Annotated in this window: 11 protein-coding genes; 7 read left to right on the forward strand and 4 right to left on the reverse strand. The window is 75.7% G+C overall.

The features are described from left to right. Positions 1–122: 122 nt before the first annotated feature. Entirely contained in the window at positions 123–1,571 is a 1,449-nt protein-coding gene (locus tag ABZ641_RS10890) for an MFS transporter (RefSeq protein WP_359980851.1), read from the reverse strand. A gap of 287 nt (positions 1,572–1,858) precedes the next feature. Between ABZ641_RS10890 and ABZ641_RS10895 the strand changes: the two genes are divergently transcribed. The 3 genes from ABZ641_RS10895 to ABZ641_RS10905 all read left to right on the forward strand — a co-directional run bounded on the left by ABZ641_RS10895 (position 1,859) and on the right by ABZ641_RS10905 (position 4,492). Continuing rightward, positions 1,859–2,650 (forward strand): TetR/AcrR family transcriptional regulator, encoded by a 792-nt coding sequence (locus tag ABZ641_RS10895; RefSeq protein WP_359980831.1) that lies wholly within the window; start codon positions 1,859–1,861, stop codon positions 2,648–2,650. A gap of 406 nt (positions 2,651–3,056) precedes the next feature. Further along, positions 3,057–3,740: a ribonuclease HII gene (locus ABZ641_RS10900; RefSeq protein WP_359980833.1), complete on the forward strand. Its 684-nt coding sequence runs from the start codon at positions 3,057–3,059 to the stop codon at positions 3,738–3,740. Positions 3,741–4,153: 413 nt separating this feature from the next. After that, positions 4,154–4,492, forward strand: coding sequence for a hypothetical protein (locus tag ABZ641_RS10905; protein ID WP_344623246.1), 339 nt, complete (start codon positions 4,154–4,156; stop codon positions 4,490–4,492). 176 nt (positions 4,493–4,668) lie between these two features. Here ABZ641_RS10905 and ABZ641_RS10910 read toward each other — a convergent pair whose 3' ends face one another. Beyond that, entirely contained in the window at positions 4,669–5,307 is a 639-nt protein-coding gene (locus tag ABZ641_RS10910) for a hypothetical protein (RefSeq protein WP_359980835.1), read from the reverse strand. Positions 5,308–5,618: 311 nt separating this feature from the next. Continuing rightward, the gene (locus tag ABZ641_RS10915; RefSeq protein WP_359980837.1) at positions 5,619–7,940 is read right to left on the reverse strand and encodes a DEAD/DEAH box helicase; all 2,322 of its coding nucleotides are present in this window, start codon (positions 7,938–7,940) and stop codon (positions 5,619–5,621) included. Between the two features lie 227 nt (positions 7,941–8,167). Here ABZ641_RS10915 and ABZ641_RS10920 point away from each other — a divergent pair, with 227 nt between their 5' ends. Then, positions 8,168–9,853: a DUF4192 family protein gene (locus ABZ641_RS10920; RefSeq protein ID WP_359980840.1), complete on the forward strand. Its 1,686-nt coding sequence runs from the start codon at positions 8,168–8,170 to the stop codon at positions 9,851–9,853. A 34-nt stretch (positions 9,854–9,887) separates the two neighbouring features. Here ABZ641_RS10920 and ABZ641_RS10925 read toward each other — a convergent pair whose 3' ends face one another. After that, complete coding sequence (locus ABZ641_RS10925; protein ID WP_359980843.1) at positions 9,888–11,201, reverse strand: alpha/beta fold hydrolase; 1,314 nt, start codon at positions 11,199–11,201, stop codon at positions 9,888–9,890. A gap of 1,019 nt (positions 11,202–12,220) precedes the next feature. Between ABZ641_RS10925 and ABZ641_RS10930 the strand changes: the two genes are divergently transcribed. From ABZ641_RS10930 to ABZ641_RS10940, 3 genes are all read left to right on the forward strand, one after another. Next, on the forward strand, positions 12,221–14,353 hold the full coding sequence (locus ABZ641_RS10930) for a glycogen debranching N-terminal domain-containing protein (RefSeq protein WP_359980845.1): 2,133 nt from the start codon (positions 12,221–12,223) through the stop codon (positions 14,351–14,353). 333 nt (positions 14,354–14,686) lie between these two features. After that, on the forward strand, positions 14,687–15,427 hold the full coding sequence (locus tag ABZ641_RS10935) for an NUDIX domain-containing protein (protein WP_344623252.1): 741 nt from the start codon (positions 14,687–14,689) through the stop codon (positions 15,425–15,427). 250 nt (positions 15,428–15,677) lie between these two features. After that, positions 15,678–17,070: ABC transporter ATP-binding protein (locus ABZ641_RS10940; protein WP_359980848.1), on the forward strand; the 1,393-nt coding region annotated here is incomplete at its 3' end.

Below are 17,070 nucleotides of genomic sequence, written 5' to 3' on the forward strand. Positions count from 1 at the left end.
TCTATCCCCCAACACCACGCAATAGTCTAATTTTGTGTGGGTGTTTGTTTACCCGCGGGGTCGCGCCCCGCCCGGGGGGGGGGGGGGGGGGGCCGCGCGGGCCCCCCCCACCACGCGGTGCGTCAGAGCGCCACGCCGGCCGCCCCCTCCGAGGGCAGGTCGCTCGCCTTCGCCTTCACCACGGACAGCGCCACCAGCAGGGCGACCACGGCCAGTGAGGCGCCCACGATGAACGCCTGGCCGATGCCGTGCGCCAGCGTCTCGCTGTACGCGGCACTGCCCACCGGGAACTCGTGCGCCTTCTGGAAGTGCTGCGCCTGCTCGGGAGTGGCGGACTGCAGGAAGCCCGGCACCAGCTCGGTGGCCTTGGACTTGGCCGCGTGGCTGAACACGGTGGTGAGGATGGACAGGCCGAGGGCGCCGCCGATCTGCTGCACCGAGTTGAGCAGGCCGGAGGCCGCCCCGGTCTCGTTGTTCGGCACACCGGACACCGCGATCAGCATCACCGGGACGAAGATCAGGCCCATGCCGAAGCCGAAGATCACCGTGGGGCCGAGGATCCCGTCCACGTAGCCGCTGTCCGCCTTGAGCTGGGTCAGCCAGCTCAGGCCGACCGTGACCAGGGCGGCACCGCCGGCCATGAACACCTTCGGGCCGAGCTTCGCCTGGAGCGCCGAGGCGATCTGCGCCGCCACGATGATCGCGGCACTGATCGGCAGGAAGGCCACACCCGCCTTGAGCGGGCTGTAGTGGATGACCGTCTGCACGAAGATCGTGATGTAGAAGAAGATGCCGAACATCGCCGCGGCGAGGCAGAGCATCATGATCAGGCCGCCGGTGCGGTTGCGGTCCTGGAACAGGTGCAGCGGGGTGATCGGCTGCGCCGTCCGCCGCTCGATGACGACGAACGCGACCACCAGGACCACGCCCCCGGCGAACGAGGCCAGCGTCAGGGCGTCGCTCCAGCCGTCCGACGCGGCGCGGATGAAGCCGTAGACCAGGGCCACCAGGCCGAGGGTCGAGGTGAGCGCGCCGGGCAGGTCGAAGCGGCCCTCCGTCCGCTCCGACTCGTTGATGAACCGCGGCGCGGCGAGCGCGATCAGCACGGCGATCGGCACGTTCACGAAGAACACCCAGCGCCAGTCGAGGTACTCGGTGAGCAGACCGCCGGCCAGCAGGCCGATCGCGGCACCGGAGCCGGCGACCGCGGAGAAGACGCCGAAGGCCCGGTTGCGTTCGGGGCCCTCCTCGAAGTTGCTGGCGATCAGGGCGAACGCGGTCGGTGAGCAGACGGCGCCGCCGAGGCCCTGCAGGGCGCGTGCGGCGAGCAGCATGGTCGAGTCCTGCGCGAAGCCGCCGAGCAGCGAGGCGAAGCCGAAGAGCAGGGTGCCGACGATGAACACCCGCCGCCGGCCGAGGATGTCGCCGAGACGGCCGCCGAGCAGGAGCAGGCCGCCGAAGGTGAGGGTGTAGGCGTTGATCACCCAGGAGAGGGTGGTGTCGGAGAAGCCGAGGTCGTTCTTGATGTGCGGCAGCGCGATGTTCACGATCGTCGCGTCCAGCACGACCATGAGCTGGGTCGCGGCGATGACGGTGAGGGTGATGCCCTTGCGCTGGGTGCGTCCCGCCTTCGGTGGTGCGGGTGCGCCGACCGTGTCGGAGATTGCCACTGATTGCCCCCTGTTGGTCCTGCACCGTGGGGTGGTGCCGGAGAATGCGCCCGTGACGTGCGCGGTTGTGCGACTGCGCACGGCCGGTGGCGGTGCGCGGACACTGTGAAGGAACGGAGCCGTTCACTATCATGTGGACGATATCCGGAAAGAGATTGTGAACGCAAGCGTTCTCTAGGGTGGTGACGATGGATCAGTTGGTGCGGCGTCAGGCGTCGGTCGGGCCGTCGGGGGCGGTGGCGGCCGGATGTGCGCCGTCCGCCCCCGCCGGCGTGACGCGGGCCGTACCACTGCAGGCCGGCGCCGAGGCGTCGGCCGAGCCGGCGGGCGTGCTGCCGCCCGTCAGGCCGGGGATGCCGGGCGTCGGTCCCGCGGTGCCGCCCGTCGAGCCGGCGGCGCCTGCCGCGGCCCGACGGCGGGGGCGCGCCCTGGAGGCCGCGATCTTCGAGGCGACCCTCGAACTCCTGGTCTCCGGCGGCTTCGCCCGGTTGACCATGGAGGGCGTCGCCGGGGCGGCGCAGACCGGCAAGGCCGCGCTGTACCGCCGCTGGGCGTCGAAGGCGGATCTGGTCGTGCACGCCCTGGGGGCCACTCTGCCACCCCCCGTGGACATCCCCGACCTCGGGTCGGTCCGTGCCGAGTTGATGCAGCTCATGGCGGGCTTCGGCGCGATCATGTGCTCGCCGGCCGGCACCGCCATCCGCGTGCTGATGGCCGAGCTCGACCACGAACAGGCCGTCGCCTTCAAGGACTTCCTCGACGGCCGGGTGATGCGGCCGGCCAACGCGGCGATCCTCGGCATCCTCGGCCGCGGCGAGCGGCGCGGCGACGTCCGGCCCGGCGCGGCCACGCCGATCGTCGCCGACGTCGCCCCGGCGATGCTGCTCTACCGGGCCAAGGTCTGCGAGGGCGTGGTCGACGAGGCCTTCTGCACCGAACTGGTGGACCAGGTGCTCATGCCCCTGGTGAGCGCCTACTAGGGAGCGGCTCCAGGGGCGTTCGGGCGGTCACTCCAGGGGCGCGGGGAACCGCGCCGTCCGGATGCGGCGCACCGGTCGGACCGGGGCGATCCGGATCCGCCGGGAACACCGCTCCCGGACCGCGCAGTTCTCCTCCGGCCTCCTTGCCGGGAGGTGCCTCCACGCGTCGCCATCGGGCGCCCATGCACCCGCACGCCTTCGAGGACCGGCCCCGGGGCGGGCCGGGCCGCGGGCGGGTCGTCGCCGGGTCGGCCGGTCCGCGCGGCTCGGTCGGTCGCGGGTCGTTCGGGGTTGGTGGGTCGTTCGGGGCCGCGGGTCGGACGGGTCGGGGCGGGTGCAGGCCGTCCGGGGCGGTCCCGGCGGGGACGTAGGCTGGTGCTGCCGGAGCGACACGAATGGACCAGCCATGCCCTACGACCCCCCGACCCACTCGGTCGAGCGCTCGCTGCGCCGGGCCGGAGCCGCCGTGGTCGCCGGGCTCGACGAGGTCGGACGCGGCGCCTGGGCCGGCCCGGTCACCGTCGGCGCCGCCGTCACCGGACTGCGCCGCCCGCCGGAGGGCCTCACCGACTCCAAGCTCCTCACCGTGAAGCGCCGCGAGGCGCTCGCCCCGGTGCTCGCCGACTGGGTCACCGCGTACGCCCTCGGCCACGCCTCCTCGCAGGAGTGCGACGAACTCGGCATGACCGCGGCGCTGCGGCTGGCCGCCGAACGCGCCCTGGCGGCGCTCCCGGTCCGACCGGACGCCGTGATCCTCGACGGCAAGCACGACTACCTCGGCGGGCCGTGGCGGGTCCGCACGGTGATCAAGGGCGACCAGTCCTGCGTCTGCGTCTCCGCGGCCTCCGTCCTGGCCAAGGTCCGCCGGGACGGGATGATGGCGGAGCTCGCCGCGGACCACCCCGCCTACGGCTTCGAGGACAACGCCGGATACCCCTCGCCGGTGCACCGCGCCGCCCTGGAGGAATTCGGTCCGACCTCGGAACACCGCCTGTCCTGGGCCTATCTCGACGGGCTCCCGCAGTGGCGCCACCTCAAGCGCGGCCGGATCGCGGAGCCCGCGGACGAGCAGTTGTCGCTCGGCTTCTGACACTCCGTCGGACCCCGGGGCGGCCCTCCGCGAGCCCCGCCGGGTGCCCAACAGGTGGGGCGCCCGTGCGCATCCGACCGGCATTTGATAGATATCCGGGTATGCCTGTCTTCCCCGAGGAGCCGGAGATTCACGAGAGTATCCCGGGCCCCGGCGTTCCCTTCCCCCACAAGTCGGACGCATCCAGCCCCCGTACGCCTTCCGTCAACCCTGCTGCGTCCGGCGTCGTGCCGGGCCAGCGGCCCGCGCCGCCCCGCCCGGCGCCGCCCCGTCCCGCTCCGCCGAGAGCTGCGGGCGCCACTCCGGGCCCGCGCCCCGGGCCGAAGCCCGGTCCGGGTCCCGACCCCTCGTCCCCGGCCGTCCGGCTGGTCCCCGCCGATCCGCAGGAGGCGCTGGAGCGCGCCGACGAGACGGTGGACCAGCTGCTCGAGTCCGGCCGCCTCCCCGGCGACGTCCTCGTGCTCACGGTCGGCGAACCGCACCCGTGGCAGCAGCACGAGCTGTCCTTCGGCGAGGAGCGCTACTGGGCGCAGCTCGCTGAGGCCGGTGACGTGTTCTACGCCGACGCCGCCACGACCCGGCCGCTGCGCCGCGACGTGGTGGTCCTGGTGGTCAACGGCTCCGGGGTCAACCGCATCGCGGGTGCCGCGGTGCGTGCCGCGGAGCGCGCGGGCTCGCTGCTGGTGATCTGCGGCGGCACGGACGCCGTCGCGTCGCTCTTCCCGGGGGCGGACCGGCCCGTGCCGGCCTGAGCCCGCTCGTCCGGGCGCGTGTCGGCCCGGGTCGGGGCGTTCCGGTCCGGGGCGTTCCGGCCCGGTGACCGGTGCCGGCCGTTGCTGGGGCTTCGCCCGCGGCGGTGCCCGGAGGGTCCGGCACCGTCCGTCGTCGCGGTGCCGCCCGCCTCATCGGCGGGCGGCCGCGCGAACGGTCAGCGCGAGGCCGCGGGGCGCAACGCGTCCAGCGCCGTCACCGCTGCGACATGGGGGTTCCGTGCGGTCCGCCGGACCGGCTCCCGCGCGTGGCGCGGCGGCAGCTCGGTGACGGTGTGCAACGGCCCGTCGGACCACGACCCGGAGTGCGGGTTGCGGCCGCGCCGCCCGTCGCCGATCACGTGCCAGCCGGCGGGTGCCAGCGCGATGTAGGAGCCGCAGCGCAGCCCGTGCAGCGCGGCTGCGTCCTGGAGGGCCCACATCCACGCGCCGTCCTGGGCCGTCCACTCGGGCGAGCCCTCGCGGCAGCGCAGCAGCACGGCCGTGCGGACGGGAGCGGCGAGCCGGAGGTCGTGCGGGACGACCTGCCGGAGGTTGGCCAGGATCGCGTTGCGGTGCTGCCACCCGTCGGTGAGGTGCTGGCGGGTGCTGAAGGAGGCCGAGGCGATCAGCTGGTGCCTGGCGTCCAGCACGGCGACGACCGTGGTGCCCGGTTGCGGCAGGTGCCGCTGGTGCAGCTCGCGGACGAAGTCGCGCGGGGCGCGCAGCAACGGCACGTCGGCCTCGGACCAGGCCTTCGGGTCGATGCTCCGTCTGGCGGTGGAAGGGTCCTGACCGTGGTCTCTGCGGTTGATCACGATCCTCCTTCCGGCCCGCTGGCACGGCGGTGACGTGGGTACGCCGAATACCGGGTCTTCCGACCAGGTGTGGGGTACGGCCTCAATTCTCCCGTCAGATCGGTCGAAGCGGCAATGATGAAATGCCGAGCGCCGCCCGAAATTCAGTGTTCTGCCGGATATATTCCGTCACGGTCATGCGTCCATTCGCCTGACGGCCGTCCGACGGCCGTCCGACGGCCGTCCGACGGGTGGTCGAAGTCCGGTTTGCCCCGAGGTCTCCTTCCGGTGAACAGCGCGTCCTCCCCGCAGGGGATCCGGTTCGCCCGGGCTCAGGCCTGGAGGGCCAGGACCAAGGGAAGGACCCCCGTCGCCCCGGCGCGACGGAGCAGCCGGGCGGCCACGGTCACCGTCCAGCCCGAGTCCACCAGGTCGTCGACCAGCAGCACCGGGCCGCCCGCCGCGGCGAGCGTCGCCCCCAGCTCCTCCGGGACGACCAGCGTCCCCGCCAGCGAGTGCAGCCGCTGTGCGCTGTTGCTCCGCGGGCCGTGCGGCGGCCGGCCGGCCGCGTACTCGATCCGGCCGAGCAGCGGCAGGCGGCCGACCGCCGCGATCCGTGCGCCGAGGCTCTCCACCAGCTGGGGCCGGGTCGCCGAGGCCATGGTGACCACGCCGACCGGTCGGGCGAGGCGCGTGCCGTCCGGGCCCTCCGGTCCGGCCCAGCCGCCGGGACCGCGCGCCCAGTCGGCCAGGACGCTCACCAGGGCGTCGACCACCTCGGCCGGGACGGGGCCGTCCGGCGCCGACTCGGCGAGCAGCGTGCGCAGCCGGGTGCCCCAGCCGATGTCGGACAGCCGGCCGAGCGCCCGGCCGGTCTCCGCCTGTTCTCCGGCGGGGATGCGGCCCTTGAGCGGCACGCCGAGCGCGTCCATCCCGGTCGGCCACAGCCGGCGCGGCTCGAACTCCGCACCGGGCCGGCCGAGTGCCGCCCGGGCCGCGGCGAGCGCCTCCGCCGACACCTCGGGGCCGTGCGCCGGGCCCGCACAGTTGTCGCAGCGCCCGCAGGGCACGGCCTCCGGGTCGTCGAGCTGCCTGCGCAGGAACTCCATGCGGCAGCCGGCCGACGCCGCGTACTCGCGCATCGCCTGCTGCTCGGCCTCCCGCGCGGCCGCGACCTTGGCGTAGCGCGGCGCGTCGTACGCCCAGGGGCGGCCGGTGGACTCCCAGCCGCCGCGGACCTTGCGGACCGCGCCGTCGACGTCGAGCACCTTGAGCATGGTCTCCAGCCGGTTCCGCCGAAGGTCCACCCGGGCCTCCAGGGCGCCGGTGGACAGCGGGCGGCCCGCCTCGGCGAGCGCGTCGATCGTCCGCCGGACCTGCTCCTCCGGGGGGAAGCCCAGCGAGGCGAAGTAGCGCCAGATCGCCTCGTCCTCCCGGCCCGGCAGCAGCAGCACCTCGGCCCGGTCGACACCGCGGCCGGCGCGTCCGACCTGCTGGTAGTAGGCGATCGGCGAACCCGGCGAGCCGAGGTGGACCACGAAGCCCAGGTCGGGCTTGTCGAAGCCCATGCCCAGGGCCGAGGTCGCGACCAGCGCCTTGACCCGGTTGGCCAGCAGGTCCGCCTCCGCGCTGCGGCGCTCGGCGTCCTCCGTCCGCCCGGAGTAGGAGGCCACCGGGTACCCGCGGGAGCGCAGGAAGGCGGTCACCTCGTCCGCCGCCGCCACGGTGAGGGTGTAGACGATGCCGGAGCCGGGCAGCTCGGCCAGGTGGTCGGCCAGCCAGGCCAGGCGGTGCGCCGGGTCTGGCAGAGAGAGGACCCCGAGACTGAGGCTCTCCCGGTCCAGCGGGCCGCGGAGCACCAGCGCCGTGCGGTCGGCCGGCGGCCCGCCCGAGCCGTCGGGTGCCCCCGTGCCGAGCTGGTCGGCCACGTCGGCGGTGACCCGCGCGTTGGCCGTCGCCGTGGTGGCGAGGACCGGGACGCCGGGGGCGAGGTCGGCCAGCATGGTGCGCAGCCGCCGGTAGTCCGGCCGGAAGTCGTGGCCCCAGTCGGAGATGCAGTGCGCCTCGTCGACCACGAGCAGGCCGGTGGAGGCGGCGAGCTTGGGGAGGACCTGGTCGCGGAAGTCCGGGTTGTTCAGCCGCTCCGGGCTGACCAGCAGGATGTCCACCGCCCCGGCGGCCACCTCGGCCTGGATCTCGTCCCACTCCTGCGGGTTGGCGGAGTTGATCGTCCGGGCGTGGATGCCGGCCCGGGAGGCCGAGTCCACCTGGTTGCGCATGAGAGCCAGCAGCGGCGAGACGATCACCGTGGGGCCGGCGCCGGCGGAGCGGAGCAGCGCGGTGGCGATGAAGTACACGGCCGACTTGCCCCAGCCGGTGCGCTGCACCACCAGCGCCCGGCGGTGGTCCACGACCAGCGCCTCGATGGCCCGCCACTGGTCCTCCCGGAGGACCGCGGACGGCCCGGCCAGCTCGCGCAGCACGGCCTCGGCGCGCTCGCGGACGGCAGCGCGGTCCTGCCCGGCGGGGTCGGCCGGACCGGTCGCGTGCCCGTCGCCGGGGGCGTGCCCGGCCGCCGACCGGCTGCCGGTGCGGTCCGGTGCGGCCGGTGCGTCCACGGGCTCGGATTCGGGGCGGGTGCTGCGCTCGTCCATGGCCCCATGCATACCGCGTGCGACCGACAATGGGCCAATGCAGTGCCCGGCCTGTGGATGACCTGTCATCAGATCGGTTGACGGGAAAGGCCGGTACGGTCCGGGCGTTGGAATTCCCGCGGAATGATCGGCCCGGAAGGCGCACGGAACAACCGCGGAACAATCCGCAATCCGGAGTTATCCACAGGCTGAACACGCGGCCCGGAAAAAGCCGCATGCTTCGGGCCATGAACCACGACGAACACCGCCCCCCGCCCGCCGCCCCCGTTCAGGGGCTGCCCGCCACCCTGCTGCCCACGCCGATGCGAGGCCCGGCCGACATGGCCGAGATGCTGCCCTACCTCCTCGGCTTCTTCCCCGACGACAGCATCGTCGCCGTCGGCCTGCAGGGGCCCTCGCTCCACCAGGGCGCCGTGGTCCGGGTGGACCTCCCGGACGCGCCCGAGCAGTGGGCGCCGGTGGCCCGCGACACCGCCGCGCTGCTGCTGGACCTCTCCGAGAAGCGCGACCGCCGCCCCGACCAGGTGCTGCTCTACCTCGTCCGGGATCCCGCCGACCCGGCGTCCGCGCAGAGCGGCGCACCGCCCGGTGACGGGCCGCGGTCGGCCGAGGCGCTGCGTCCGCTCGCGGACGGCCTGGCCGGTGCCTTCCGGGCGGCCGGGGTCGCCGTGAAGGAGTCCCTGTTCGTCTCCGGCGGCCGCTGGTGGTCGTTCCTGTGCACCCGCACCGGATGCTGCGACCCGGCCGGCACACCGATCCGGCCCTCCCACCGGCCCAGCCCCGTCGCGGCCGCCGCGGCCTTCGCCGGCCTGGCCCCGCGCGGCAGCCGGCGGGCGATGGTCGCCGGGCTGGCACCCGTCGGGCCGCCGCTCGCGGACGTCCAGCGGCAGGAGATCGAGCGGGCCGGCCCCGGCTTCCTCCAGGAGCTCGCCGCCGGGCGGACGTCCACGGTCGACCGGACGGGCGAGATGATCACTGAGGTGATGGCCGAGTTCCGGGCCGGCGCGCGGGAGATCGACGCCGAGCGCACCGCCCGCCTGCTGCTCGGCCTGCAGGACAAGCTCGGCCGGGACCGCGGCGCCGAGTTCGCCGAGCCGGACGAGCTGGCCGTCGCCCAGCGCGTGTGGCGGTTCCTCGTCCAGCGCTGCGTCAGCCCGTTCGAGCACCTCGCGGCGCCGCCGCTCACCCTGCTCGCCTGGACGGCCTGGATCGCCGGCGACACCGCCACCGCCCGGATCATGCTCTCCCGGGCGTTGGAGGTGGATCCGCGCTACACCCTCGCCCTGCTGCTGTACGAGTCGATCAACAGCGGCCTGGCACCGGAGCGGCTCCTGGCGAGCGTCCGGGAGCAGCGCGCCAGCCGCACGGCCCAGGAAGCCCGGGCGGCCCGGGGAGCTCCTGCGGTCCGTCCCGCGACCGAACCGGCGGATGCCGGATCCGACGCGCCCCCGGCCGGCGCCCAACGCCCGGCCGTGCCCGGGCCGGCCCCGGCCCACCGGTCGGCACCGGGCGCAGCGGCCACCGCATCCGCCCGACCGGGGGCTTCCGGGGAGCACCGATCGTCGGACCACGGCGGCCCGGGCACGGACGCCGCACCCGCCGGGGCGGCCTGCGACAGCGGTTCGGAGCCCGCGGCGCCGCCCGCCGAGGGATCCACGCCCACACCTGGCCCCACGCCCACACCTGCAGCAGGCCGCACCACCGCGCGGGGCCGCCGACCGTCCGGACACGGCAGCGACGCCGCGCCCCGCCCCGCGGCGGCCAGGCCGCCCGGCAGCTCGCCGCACACCCCGTGCCGCACCCCGCTGCACCGACCCGTCGGGCCGACCTGGGGCAGGCCGCGGCCGACGGCCCCGCAGGGGCACGAGCGCCCGACCGGTCAGTGGCCCGCCCGACGCCCGGGCGGCGGCTGAGATGCACCGCCGACCCGGCGCCCGGGCCCTGCTGCTACGCCTCTCCGCGCGCCATCCGCACCAGGCGGTCGAGCACCACCCGGCCGCTCACCCGCAGGGCGTCGTGCTCCCACTCGTTGGTCAGCCAGAAGCGCAGGTTGCCCACGGCCCGTGCGGTCTCCAGCGAGTCCGCGGTGTCGACGTACATGTCGTCGAAGTACACGGCCGCGTACACCGGCACCGTGTTGGCAGCGAGCCGCTCGGGGGAGTACAGGTCGGGCCAGTCGCGGCGCTCCGCGAGCACCTGGGCCGTCTCGCGCAGGGGCTGCAGCGCCGGGTCGGTCTCGAACATCCAGGGGTAGATCATCTCGCCGGTGAACAGCACCGGGGCGTCGCCGCCGAGGGCGGCGTCGGCGTCGAAGGCGGGGAACTCCTTGCGGACGCGCTCGGCCGCCCATCCGGTGCCCGCCGGGTCCACCGAGCGCTGGCCGTAGATCGACTCGTGCAGCACGGCGTACAGCGGGTTCTGCGCGAACGAGAGCTGCGCCTGCACCCCGGTGAGGAAGGTGTCGGAGAGTTCCGGCCCGTCCACGCCCTCCACCCAGGCCTCCTCCAGCAGGTAGTGCAGCGCGCCCGAGCCCGACCCGGCGCCGAGCATCAGGCCCAGTGCCTGGAAGGCCGGGACGGTCAGCAGCCCGCCGTCCGGCAGCCGGGCCGGCTGCTGCGCGAGGTGGGCCGCGATCCGGCGGACGGCCGCCACGTCCTGCGGGTAGCGGGCGTAGTGTGCCGCGTTCTTGGCCGCCACCCGCGGGTACGCCGCGCGGTAGACGTCGTCCGCCGAGGAGCGCAGGCCGGCCAGGCCGCCCGTGACGAACGCCTCGCGCAGGCCCTCCGGCGCCAGCGACAGGTAGGTCAGGGTGCAGAAGCCGCCGAAGCTCTGGCCGAGGAGGCTCCACCTGCCCTCCTCACCCAGCATGAGGCGGCGGATCAGCTCGGCGTCCCGGACGATCGAGTCGGCGCGGAAGCGGGCGAGGTAGTCGGCCTGCTCGGCCGGGCCGCCACGGCGGGCGAGGGTCTGCCGGTTGGCCGGGGTGGACCGGCCGGTGCCGCGCTGGTCGAGGAGCAACACCCGGTAGTCGTCGAGGGCGCGGTTCAGCCAGTCGTCGCGTCCCAGCGGCCGCCCGGCCTTTCCGCCCGGCCCGCCCTGCAGGTAGAGCAGCCAGGGCAGGTCGTCGTTCTCCCGCCCGGACGCCACGACCTCCCGGGCGTACACCTCGATCCGCTCGCCCTCCGGCCGTTCGTGGTCGAGCGGCACCCGGAAGACATGGTCCGTGGTGACGATTCCGGGCAGTCGGCCGACGGTGGACATGCAGCTCCTCGGTACGTGCTGGTCGCAGTCGCGATGCGACGCGCGTCAACCATGTTCCGGGTACGGGCGCCGCCGAATCGCACCGTATCCTGGCGGCGGACGGGAGCCGACGGGGGAGGGCCATCGAGGTGGCCGCGCCGCAGTCGGCGGTCGGGCCGGGCAGCGTCGACGGGGGCGACGCGGTGGGCCGGGCGGTCGCACCTCGCCTGCGCGCCATCGCCGCCGCGCCGGTCGGCGTGACCTGTGGCACGTGCAGGACGTTCATCATCGGGGCGCGCGGGCGGCATCGTCCGCCCGCAGGCCCTGCACCGAGTCGAAGCGCACCGCACCACCGGTGCGCGCGGCCCCCAGCGCGTCCGTTCGGGCGGAGCACCGGCCGGACCCGGCCGCGCCGGAGTCGGTGCGGCTCAGGCCCGCTCCCGTCGATCGACCTGCCGCGCACCGGCAGAGCAGCAGCACAGACCGCGAACGAACACGCTCGCGGTCGACCGGCCCAGCAGCAGCCGGCCGACCGAGGGGAGGAGAGCCCGGTGACCGTTTCCAGGCCACCACAGCCGGCAGCACCGCCGCCGGCCACCGAACCGAACCCGGCGCCGGGTGCGCCCTTGGCGCCCTCCTCGGCGTCGAGCGCCCCGTCGGCGCCGCCTCTTCCCCCCGCACCGACCGCACCGCCCACCGGGGGCGTGGCACCCGGTCGGCCGGTCGGCCCGGCCGCACCGCCGGTGACCGCCGCGCCCCCCGTACCGCAGGGTGCCCCCGTGCCTCCCGCTCCTGCGGCACCGCCTGCACCCGCGGCCCCCGCGGCCCCCGCCGCCCCGCCCACCCCACCGGCACCGTTCGGGCACGCCGCCGCACCGACCGCCCCGGGCCGACCCCCCGGCCGGCCGCCGACGAGCCCGCCCCTCGGCCCCCCGTCCCCCCGAACGCCGCCCTACGGCGTCCCCCTCCCCCCGACCGCGCAGACCCCGCCGTACGGCGTCCCGACCCCGCCCTACGCGGCCGGGACCCCGCCGCACGGCGTGCCGCTGCCGCCCCCGGGTGCGTCGCCCGGCACCGCTCCCGGCCAGCCGAGACCGCCGGCGCCGCCCCGTACCCAGGCGGCCGCCGCCGCCCACGACCTGCTGATCTGTGCGGCCGCCCCCGCCCTGGCCGCGTCCGGGACCGACGGCCAGCTCCGCGGCCAGGGACTCCAGGGCTTCTACCGGTCCGGTGTCCGCACCCTGGCCCGGATGGAGCTGCGCCTCGGCGGCATCGAACCGATGCCGCTGCAGGGCGCGCTCACTTCCGCCGCCGAGGCCCGCTTCGTCGGCAGCGTCCGCATCCCCGGCGACCCCGATCCGGACCCGGCGCTCACCGTCGAACGGCTGCGCCACGCCGACGGGACGGAGACGGTCACCGTCCGCAACGCCGGTGGCCGGCCCGCCCGCCTCCCGCTGGAGATCACCTTCGGTACCGACCTCGGCCTGCTCGGCGACATCGCGGCCGGCCAGCGCAGCGCCGACCTGCCGAGCCAGGTCCAGTCGGCCGGCCTGCGCTGGGCGGGGCACGGCCGCAGCGCGTCCGTCTCGGCGCGCCCCACCCCGCACGCCGTCCTGGCCGGCGCGGGCGTACTCCGCTGGGACCTGGAGGTGCAGCCCGGCGCCCGCTGGTCGGTCGACCTGCAGGCCGAGCTGGAGAGCGTCCCGCCCGGCGGACGCCCGCCCACCGGACGCGGCCAAGGTGTCCCGCTGCCCTGGTCCGAGCCCGAGGTGCGGTGCGACGACGCCCGGGCGCAGCGCCTGGTCCCCGCCTCGCTCGACGCGCTGGCCGCCCTGCTGCTCGCCGACGCCGACCGCCCGACCGACCTCTACGCCGCCTCCGGCGCGCCCTGGCGGTTCGGACTGACCGCCGCCGACGCCCTGTGGGCCGCGCGCTGGACGCTGCCCTTCGGTACCCGGCTGGCGGCGGGGACCCTGCGGGCGCTGGCGCGCCGTCAGCACGCGGGCCGCCACGGCGGACCCGGCACCGCAACGTCGTCCGGAGCCCCGGCCGGGGCTGCTGCTGCGGGACCGGGGGAGGGGCTGATCCCCGGCCCGATGCGGCACGGCGGTCCGGAGCTCCCGCCGACCTGCACCGCCACCGAGGCCACCCTGCTGTTCGTCACCGTGCTGGCCGAGGCGTGGCGTTGGGGCCTGCCGCGGCACGAGGTGATAGAGCTGCTGCCGGCGATGGAGCGGGCCCTGGCGTCGCTCCGCGCCTCCGTCGCCGAGGGACCGGACGGGCCCGAGGGCTTCGTCGTCGACCTCAGCCGTGCCCTGGAGGAGCGGTCGAGCCGCACCGCGGTGGCCCGGTGCGAGGTGCAGGCGCAGGCGTACCGGGCCGCCCTGCACGGCGCCGAGCTGCTCGCGGCCTTCGCCCGGCCCGGTGCGGCCGAGTGGCTGAGCTGGGCCGCGGCCCTCCGGGAGCGCTTCCGGGAGCGGTTCTGGATCGACGACCTGGCGGGTGGCCGTCCCGCGGCGGCGCTGCTCGGCGGCGGGCGGACGGTCCCCGCGGTCGCCTCCTCCTTCGTCCACCTGCTCGACGTGGGCCTTTCCCGCGAGGGCGGTCTGCACGAGGGCCTGCTCGACCGGGAGCAGACGAGGCTCCTCGCCCAGCGCCTCGCCGCCCCGGAGCTGGACTGCGGCTGGGGGCTGCGGACCCTCAGCGCCAAGTCGCCGAGGTTCAACCCGCTCGGCCACCGCAGTGGTGCCGTCCGGGTGCACGAGACGGCGCTCGCGGTGGCGGGCCTCGCCGACGCGGGATTCGAACGCGAGGCAGGTCAGCTGCTGGAGGGCCTGTTGGGTGCGGCCGAGCACTTCGACGGACGACTGCCGGAGATGTACGCCGGGGAGCAGCGGGTGACGGGGTGTCCGCCGGTGCCCCACCCGGCGGCCTGCCGACCGGCTGCACTGTCCGCGGCGGCAGGCGTCCACCTCGTCCTGTCGATGGCTGGCATCCGGCCGGACGCCCCCGGTGGGCGGGTGGTGGTCCGCCCGGCCTCCAGCACACCGCTCGGCGAACTGCAGCTCACCGGCCTGCGGGTGGCGGGCGAGCCGTTCTCCGCCCGGGTCAGCCGGATCGGCGTGGCCGTCGTCGAGGAGGCCTCGCCCCAACTCCAGCTCGGCGCGGGCTGAGCCGGGTCGGTCTGGCCCGGCTCGGCTCAGCCTCGGCCCGCCGCACCGCGCCGCGCGGTGCCGGACCGCCACACCGCGCCGTGCCGGACCGCCGCACCGCGCCACGCCGCCGCACCGGGAGCACGGCACCACCCCGCCGCCCGGCGCGGTGGTGCCGTGGTGCCGTGGTGCCGTGGAGCCACGGATCTGCGGGGCCAGCGCGGCCGGTGCGGTGGGCGTGCATCGCCGACGCGGCGTGGTCGGCCGCCGTGCCCGGCCGATTCCGTACCGGAGTTGCGGGGCCCTCACCGGTGCTCTGTGTTTATCGTCAGAGAGACGACTATCATCATCGCCATGTCGCGCTATGACCCGTCGGCCTTCCCCCCGTTCGCCGTCACCGTCGACCTGGTGGTACTGACGGTCCGGGACCACGAACTGTGCGCGCTGCTGGTCAGACGGGGCGAGCCGCCGTTCCAGGGGTACTGGGCACTGCCCGGCGGCTTCGTCCGCCCGGACGAGGGCCTCGCCGAGGCGGCCTCCCGCGAACTCGCGGAGGAGACCGGCCTGCGCGCGTCCGCCCCCGGCCAGTCCGCGGCCGGGGTGCACCTGGAGCAGCTCGCCACCTACGGTCACCCCCAGCGCGACCCGCGGATGCGCGTGGTCAGCGTCGCCCATCTGGTGCTCGCGCCGGATCTGCCCACCCCCCGCCCCGGCGGCGACGCCAGCAGCGCCCGCTGGGCCCCCGTCCACGAACTGCTCGACGACGGCCCGGCGGACGGCGTCCCACTGGCCTTCGACCACGGCCAGATCCTCGGGGCAGGCGTCGAACGCGCCCGCTCGAAGATCGAGTACTCCTCGCTGGCCACCGCCTTCTGCCCCCCGGAGTTCACGGTGGGGGAGCTGCGCCGTGTCTACGAGGCCGTCTGGGGCGTGGTGCTCGACCCGCGGAACTTCCACCGCAAGGTCACCGGCACCCCCGGCTTCCTTCTGCCGTCCGGCGGTACGACGACCCGGCAGGGCGGGCGTCCCGCACAGCTGTTCACGGCGGGCGGGGCCACCGTCCTCAACCCGCCGATGCTCCGCCCCGAGGCCTGACCGCCGCTCCCGAGCAGGGCCGGAGTCCCGCTCGGGAGCACGTTCCCCGAGCAGCTCCGACCGCACTGACGATCGGTCAGAACACCGGTTACGTCACCTGATCGAGTGGGCTCGGCGGCCACGCTCCCCGTCGGCATGCGCAATGCCCGGAATCCTCCCTGCCGGGGCCTAGGGTGCTGGCGCGGGCAGCGGAGCGCCGCGCCCCCAGGGCCGGCGCACCCGGTCGGCCGAGGCACGGGAGCAGGCAGCGATGATCCAGATCACCGGACTGACCAAGGTCCACCGGCGGGGCGCCCCGCCTGCGCTGCTCGACCTGACCTTCGACACCCGTCCTGGCACGGTCACCGCCCTGCTCGGCGACGAGGGCGCGGGCAAGACCACCACGATCCGGCTCATGGTGGAGCTCGAACGCGGCCGCGGCGCAGCCCTGTTCGACGGCCGCACCTACCGCCGGCTGCGTCGCCCCGAGACCCGGGTCGGCCTGGTGCCGGACGCCGGGCCGTCCTGTCCCGGGCACCCCGGCCGGAAGGCTGCGGACCACCTGCGGATGCTCGCCGCCGCGATCGGCGTGCCCGCACGCCGTGCCGACGACCTGTTGGAACAGGCGAGGCTCGCGGGCGTGGCCTCCCACCGGCTGCGGTCCTTCTCACCCGGCATGAACCGTCGGCTCGCCCTGGCAACCGCCCTGCTCGGCGACCCGCAGGCCCTGCTGCTGGACGACCCGACGGCCGGACTCTCGCCGCGCAACACCGAGTGGCTGCACGCCTTCCTGAGGTCCTTCGCCGCAGCGGGTGGCACCGTGCTGCTGACCACCCGCTCCCCGCAGGAGGCCGGTACGGTGTCCGACCGGGTGATCACCCTGGTCCGGGGGCGCCAGGTGGCGGACCAGAGTGCCGCGGAGTTCCGGGGCACCCGGCTCTGCCCGGAGGTGGTGGTGCGGGGGCCGCAGACGGCCCGGTTCGCCGACCTGCTGCTCGCCCGGGGCGCACGCGTCCGGCCCGACGGCAGATCGGGCATCGCGGTCGGCGGTCTGGCCCGCGCCGAGATCGGCGAACTCGCGCACCGCCACGGCATCCTGCTCCACGAGCTCGCCGACCGCGCGATCGGCCGCCCGCTGCCCCACCCCGCGCTGCCCTCCGGATCCGGCCGATCCGGCGAGGTCGTCCGACTGCACCGCACCGAGCCCGTGCCGTCCTCACCGTCCTCACCGACCGCGCCTTCCTCACAGCCCTCACAGCCCTCGCCCCCGTCACAGACCTCACCCCCCTCGCAGTCCGCACCGTCACCGGACCCGCAGGACGACCACGACACCGCCAGGCACCGCCCCGGAGCGCTGCCGACCGTCGGCGCGCCCACCACCGGACCCCGTCTGAGACCCGTGCCCGCGCCGGCCGGGTCCGCGACGCCCCCGTCCGCGCTCTCGTCCACCCCATGGTTCTCCCGCACGGGCCGACCGCCGGTACCGACCGCAGCACCTGCACCTGCAGCACCCGCATGTGCAGCACCCGCCCCTGCATCCGCACCCGCTGCCGAGGACCCGCCGACCCGGCCCCTGCCGCCCGTCCGGCCGGGGCCGGGACTCCCCACCGCGACCACCCCCACAGCCCCCACAGCCCCCACAGCCCCCACAGCCCCCACAGCCC

It is taken from the genome of Kitasatospora sp. NPDC007106 (assembly GCF_040634455.1).
GTDB classification, from domain to species: Bacteria; Actinomycetota; Actinomycetes; order Streptomycetales; family Streptomycetaceae; genus Kitasatospora; species Kitasatospora arboriphila.

What these genes read in the sequence shown, in the direction of transcription:
- ABZ641_RS10890 (WP_359980851.1), bottom strand. Translation starts at nt 1,571, where the DNA reads ATGGTCGTGCTGGACGCGACGATCGTGAACATCGCGCTGCCGCACATC.
- ABZ641_RS10895 (WP_359980831.1), top strand. Translation starts at nt 1,859, where the DNA reads ATGGATCAGTTGGTGCGGCGTCAGGCGTCGGTCGGGCCGTCGGGGGCG.
- ABZ641_RS10900 (WP_359980833.1), top strand. Translation starts at nt 3,057, where the DNA reads ATGCCCTACGACCCCCCGACCCACTCGGTCGAGCGCTCGCTGCGCCGG.
- ABZ641_RS10915 (WP_359980837.1), bottom strand. Translation starts at nt 7,940, where the DNA reads ATGGACGAGCGCAGCACCCGCCCCGAATCCGAGCCCGTGGACGCACCG.
- ABZ641_RS10920 (WP_359980840.1), top strand. Translation starts at nt 8,168, where the DNA reads ATGAACCACGACGAACACCGCCCCCCGCCCGCCGCCCCCGTTCAGGGG.
- ABZ641_RS10925 (WP_359980843.1), bottom strand. Translation starts at nt 11,201, where the DNA reads ATGTCCACCGTCGGCCGACTGCCCGGAATCGTCACCACGGACCATGTC.
- ABZ641_RS10935 (WP_344623252.1), top strand. Translation starts at nt 14,687, where the DNA reads ATGTCGCGCTATGACCCGTCGGCCTTCCCCCCGTTCGCCGTCACCGTC.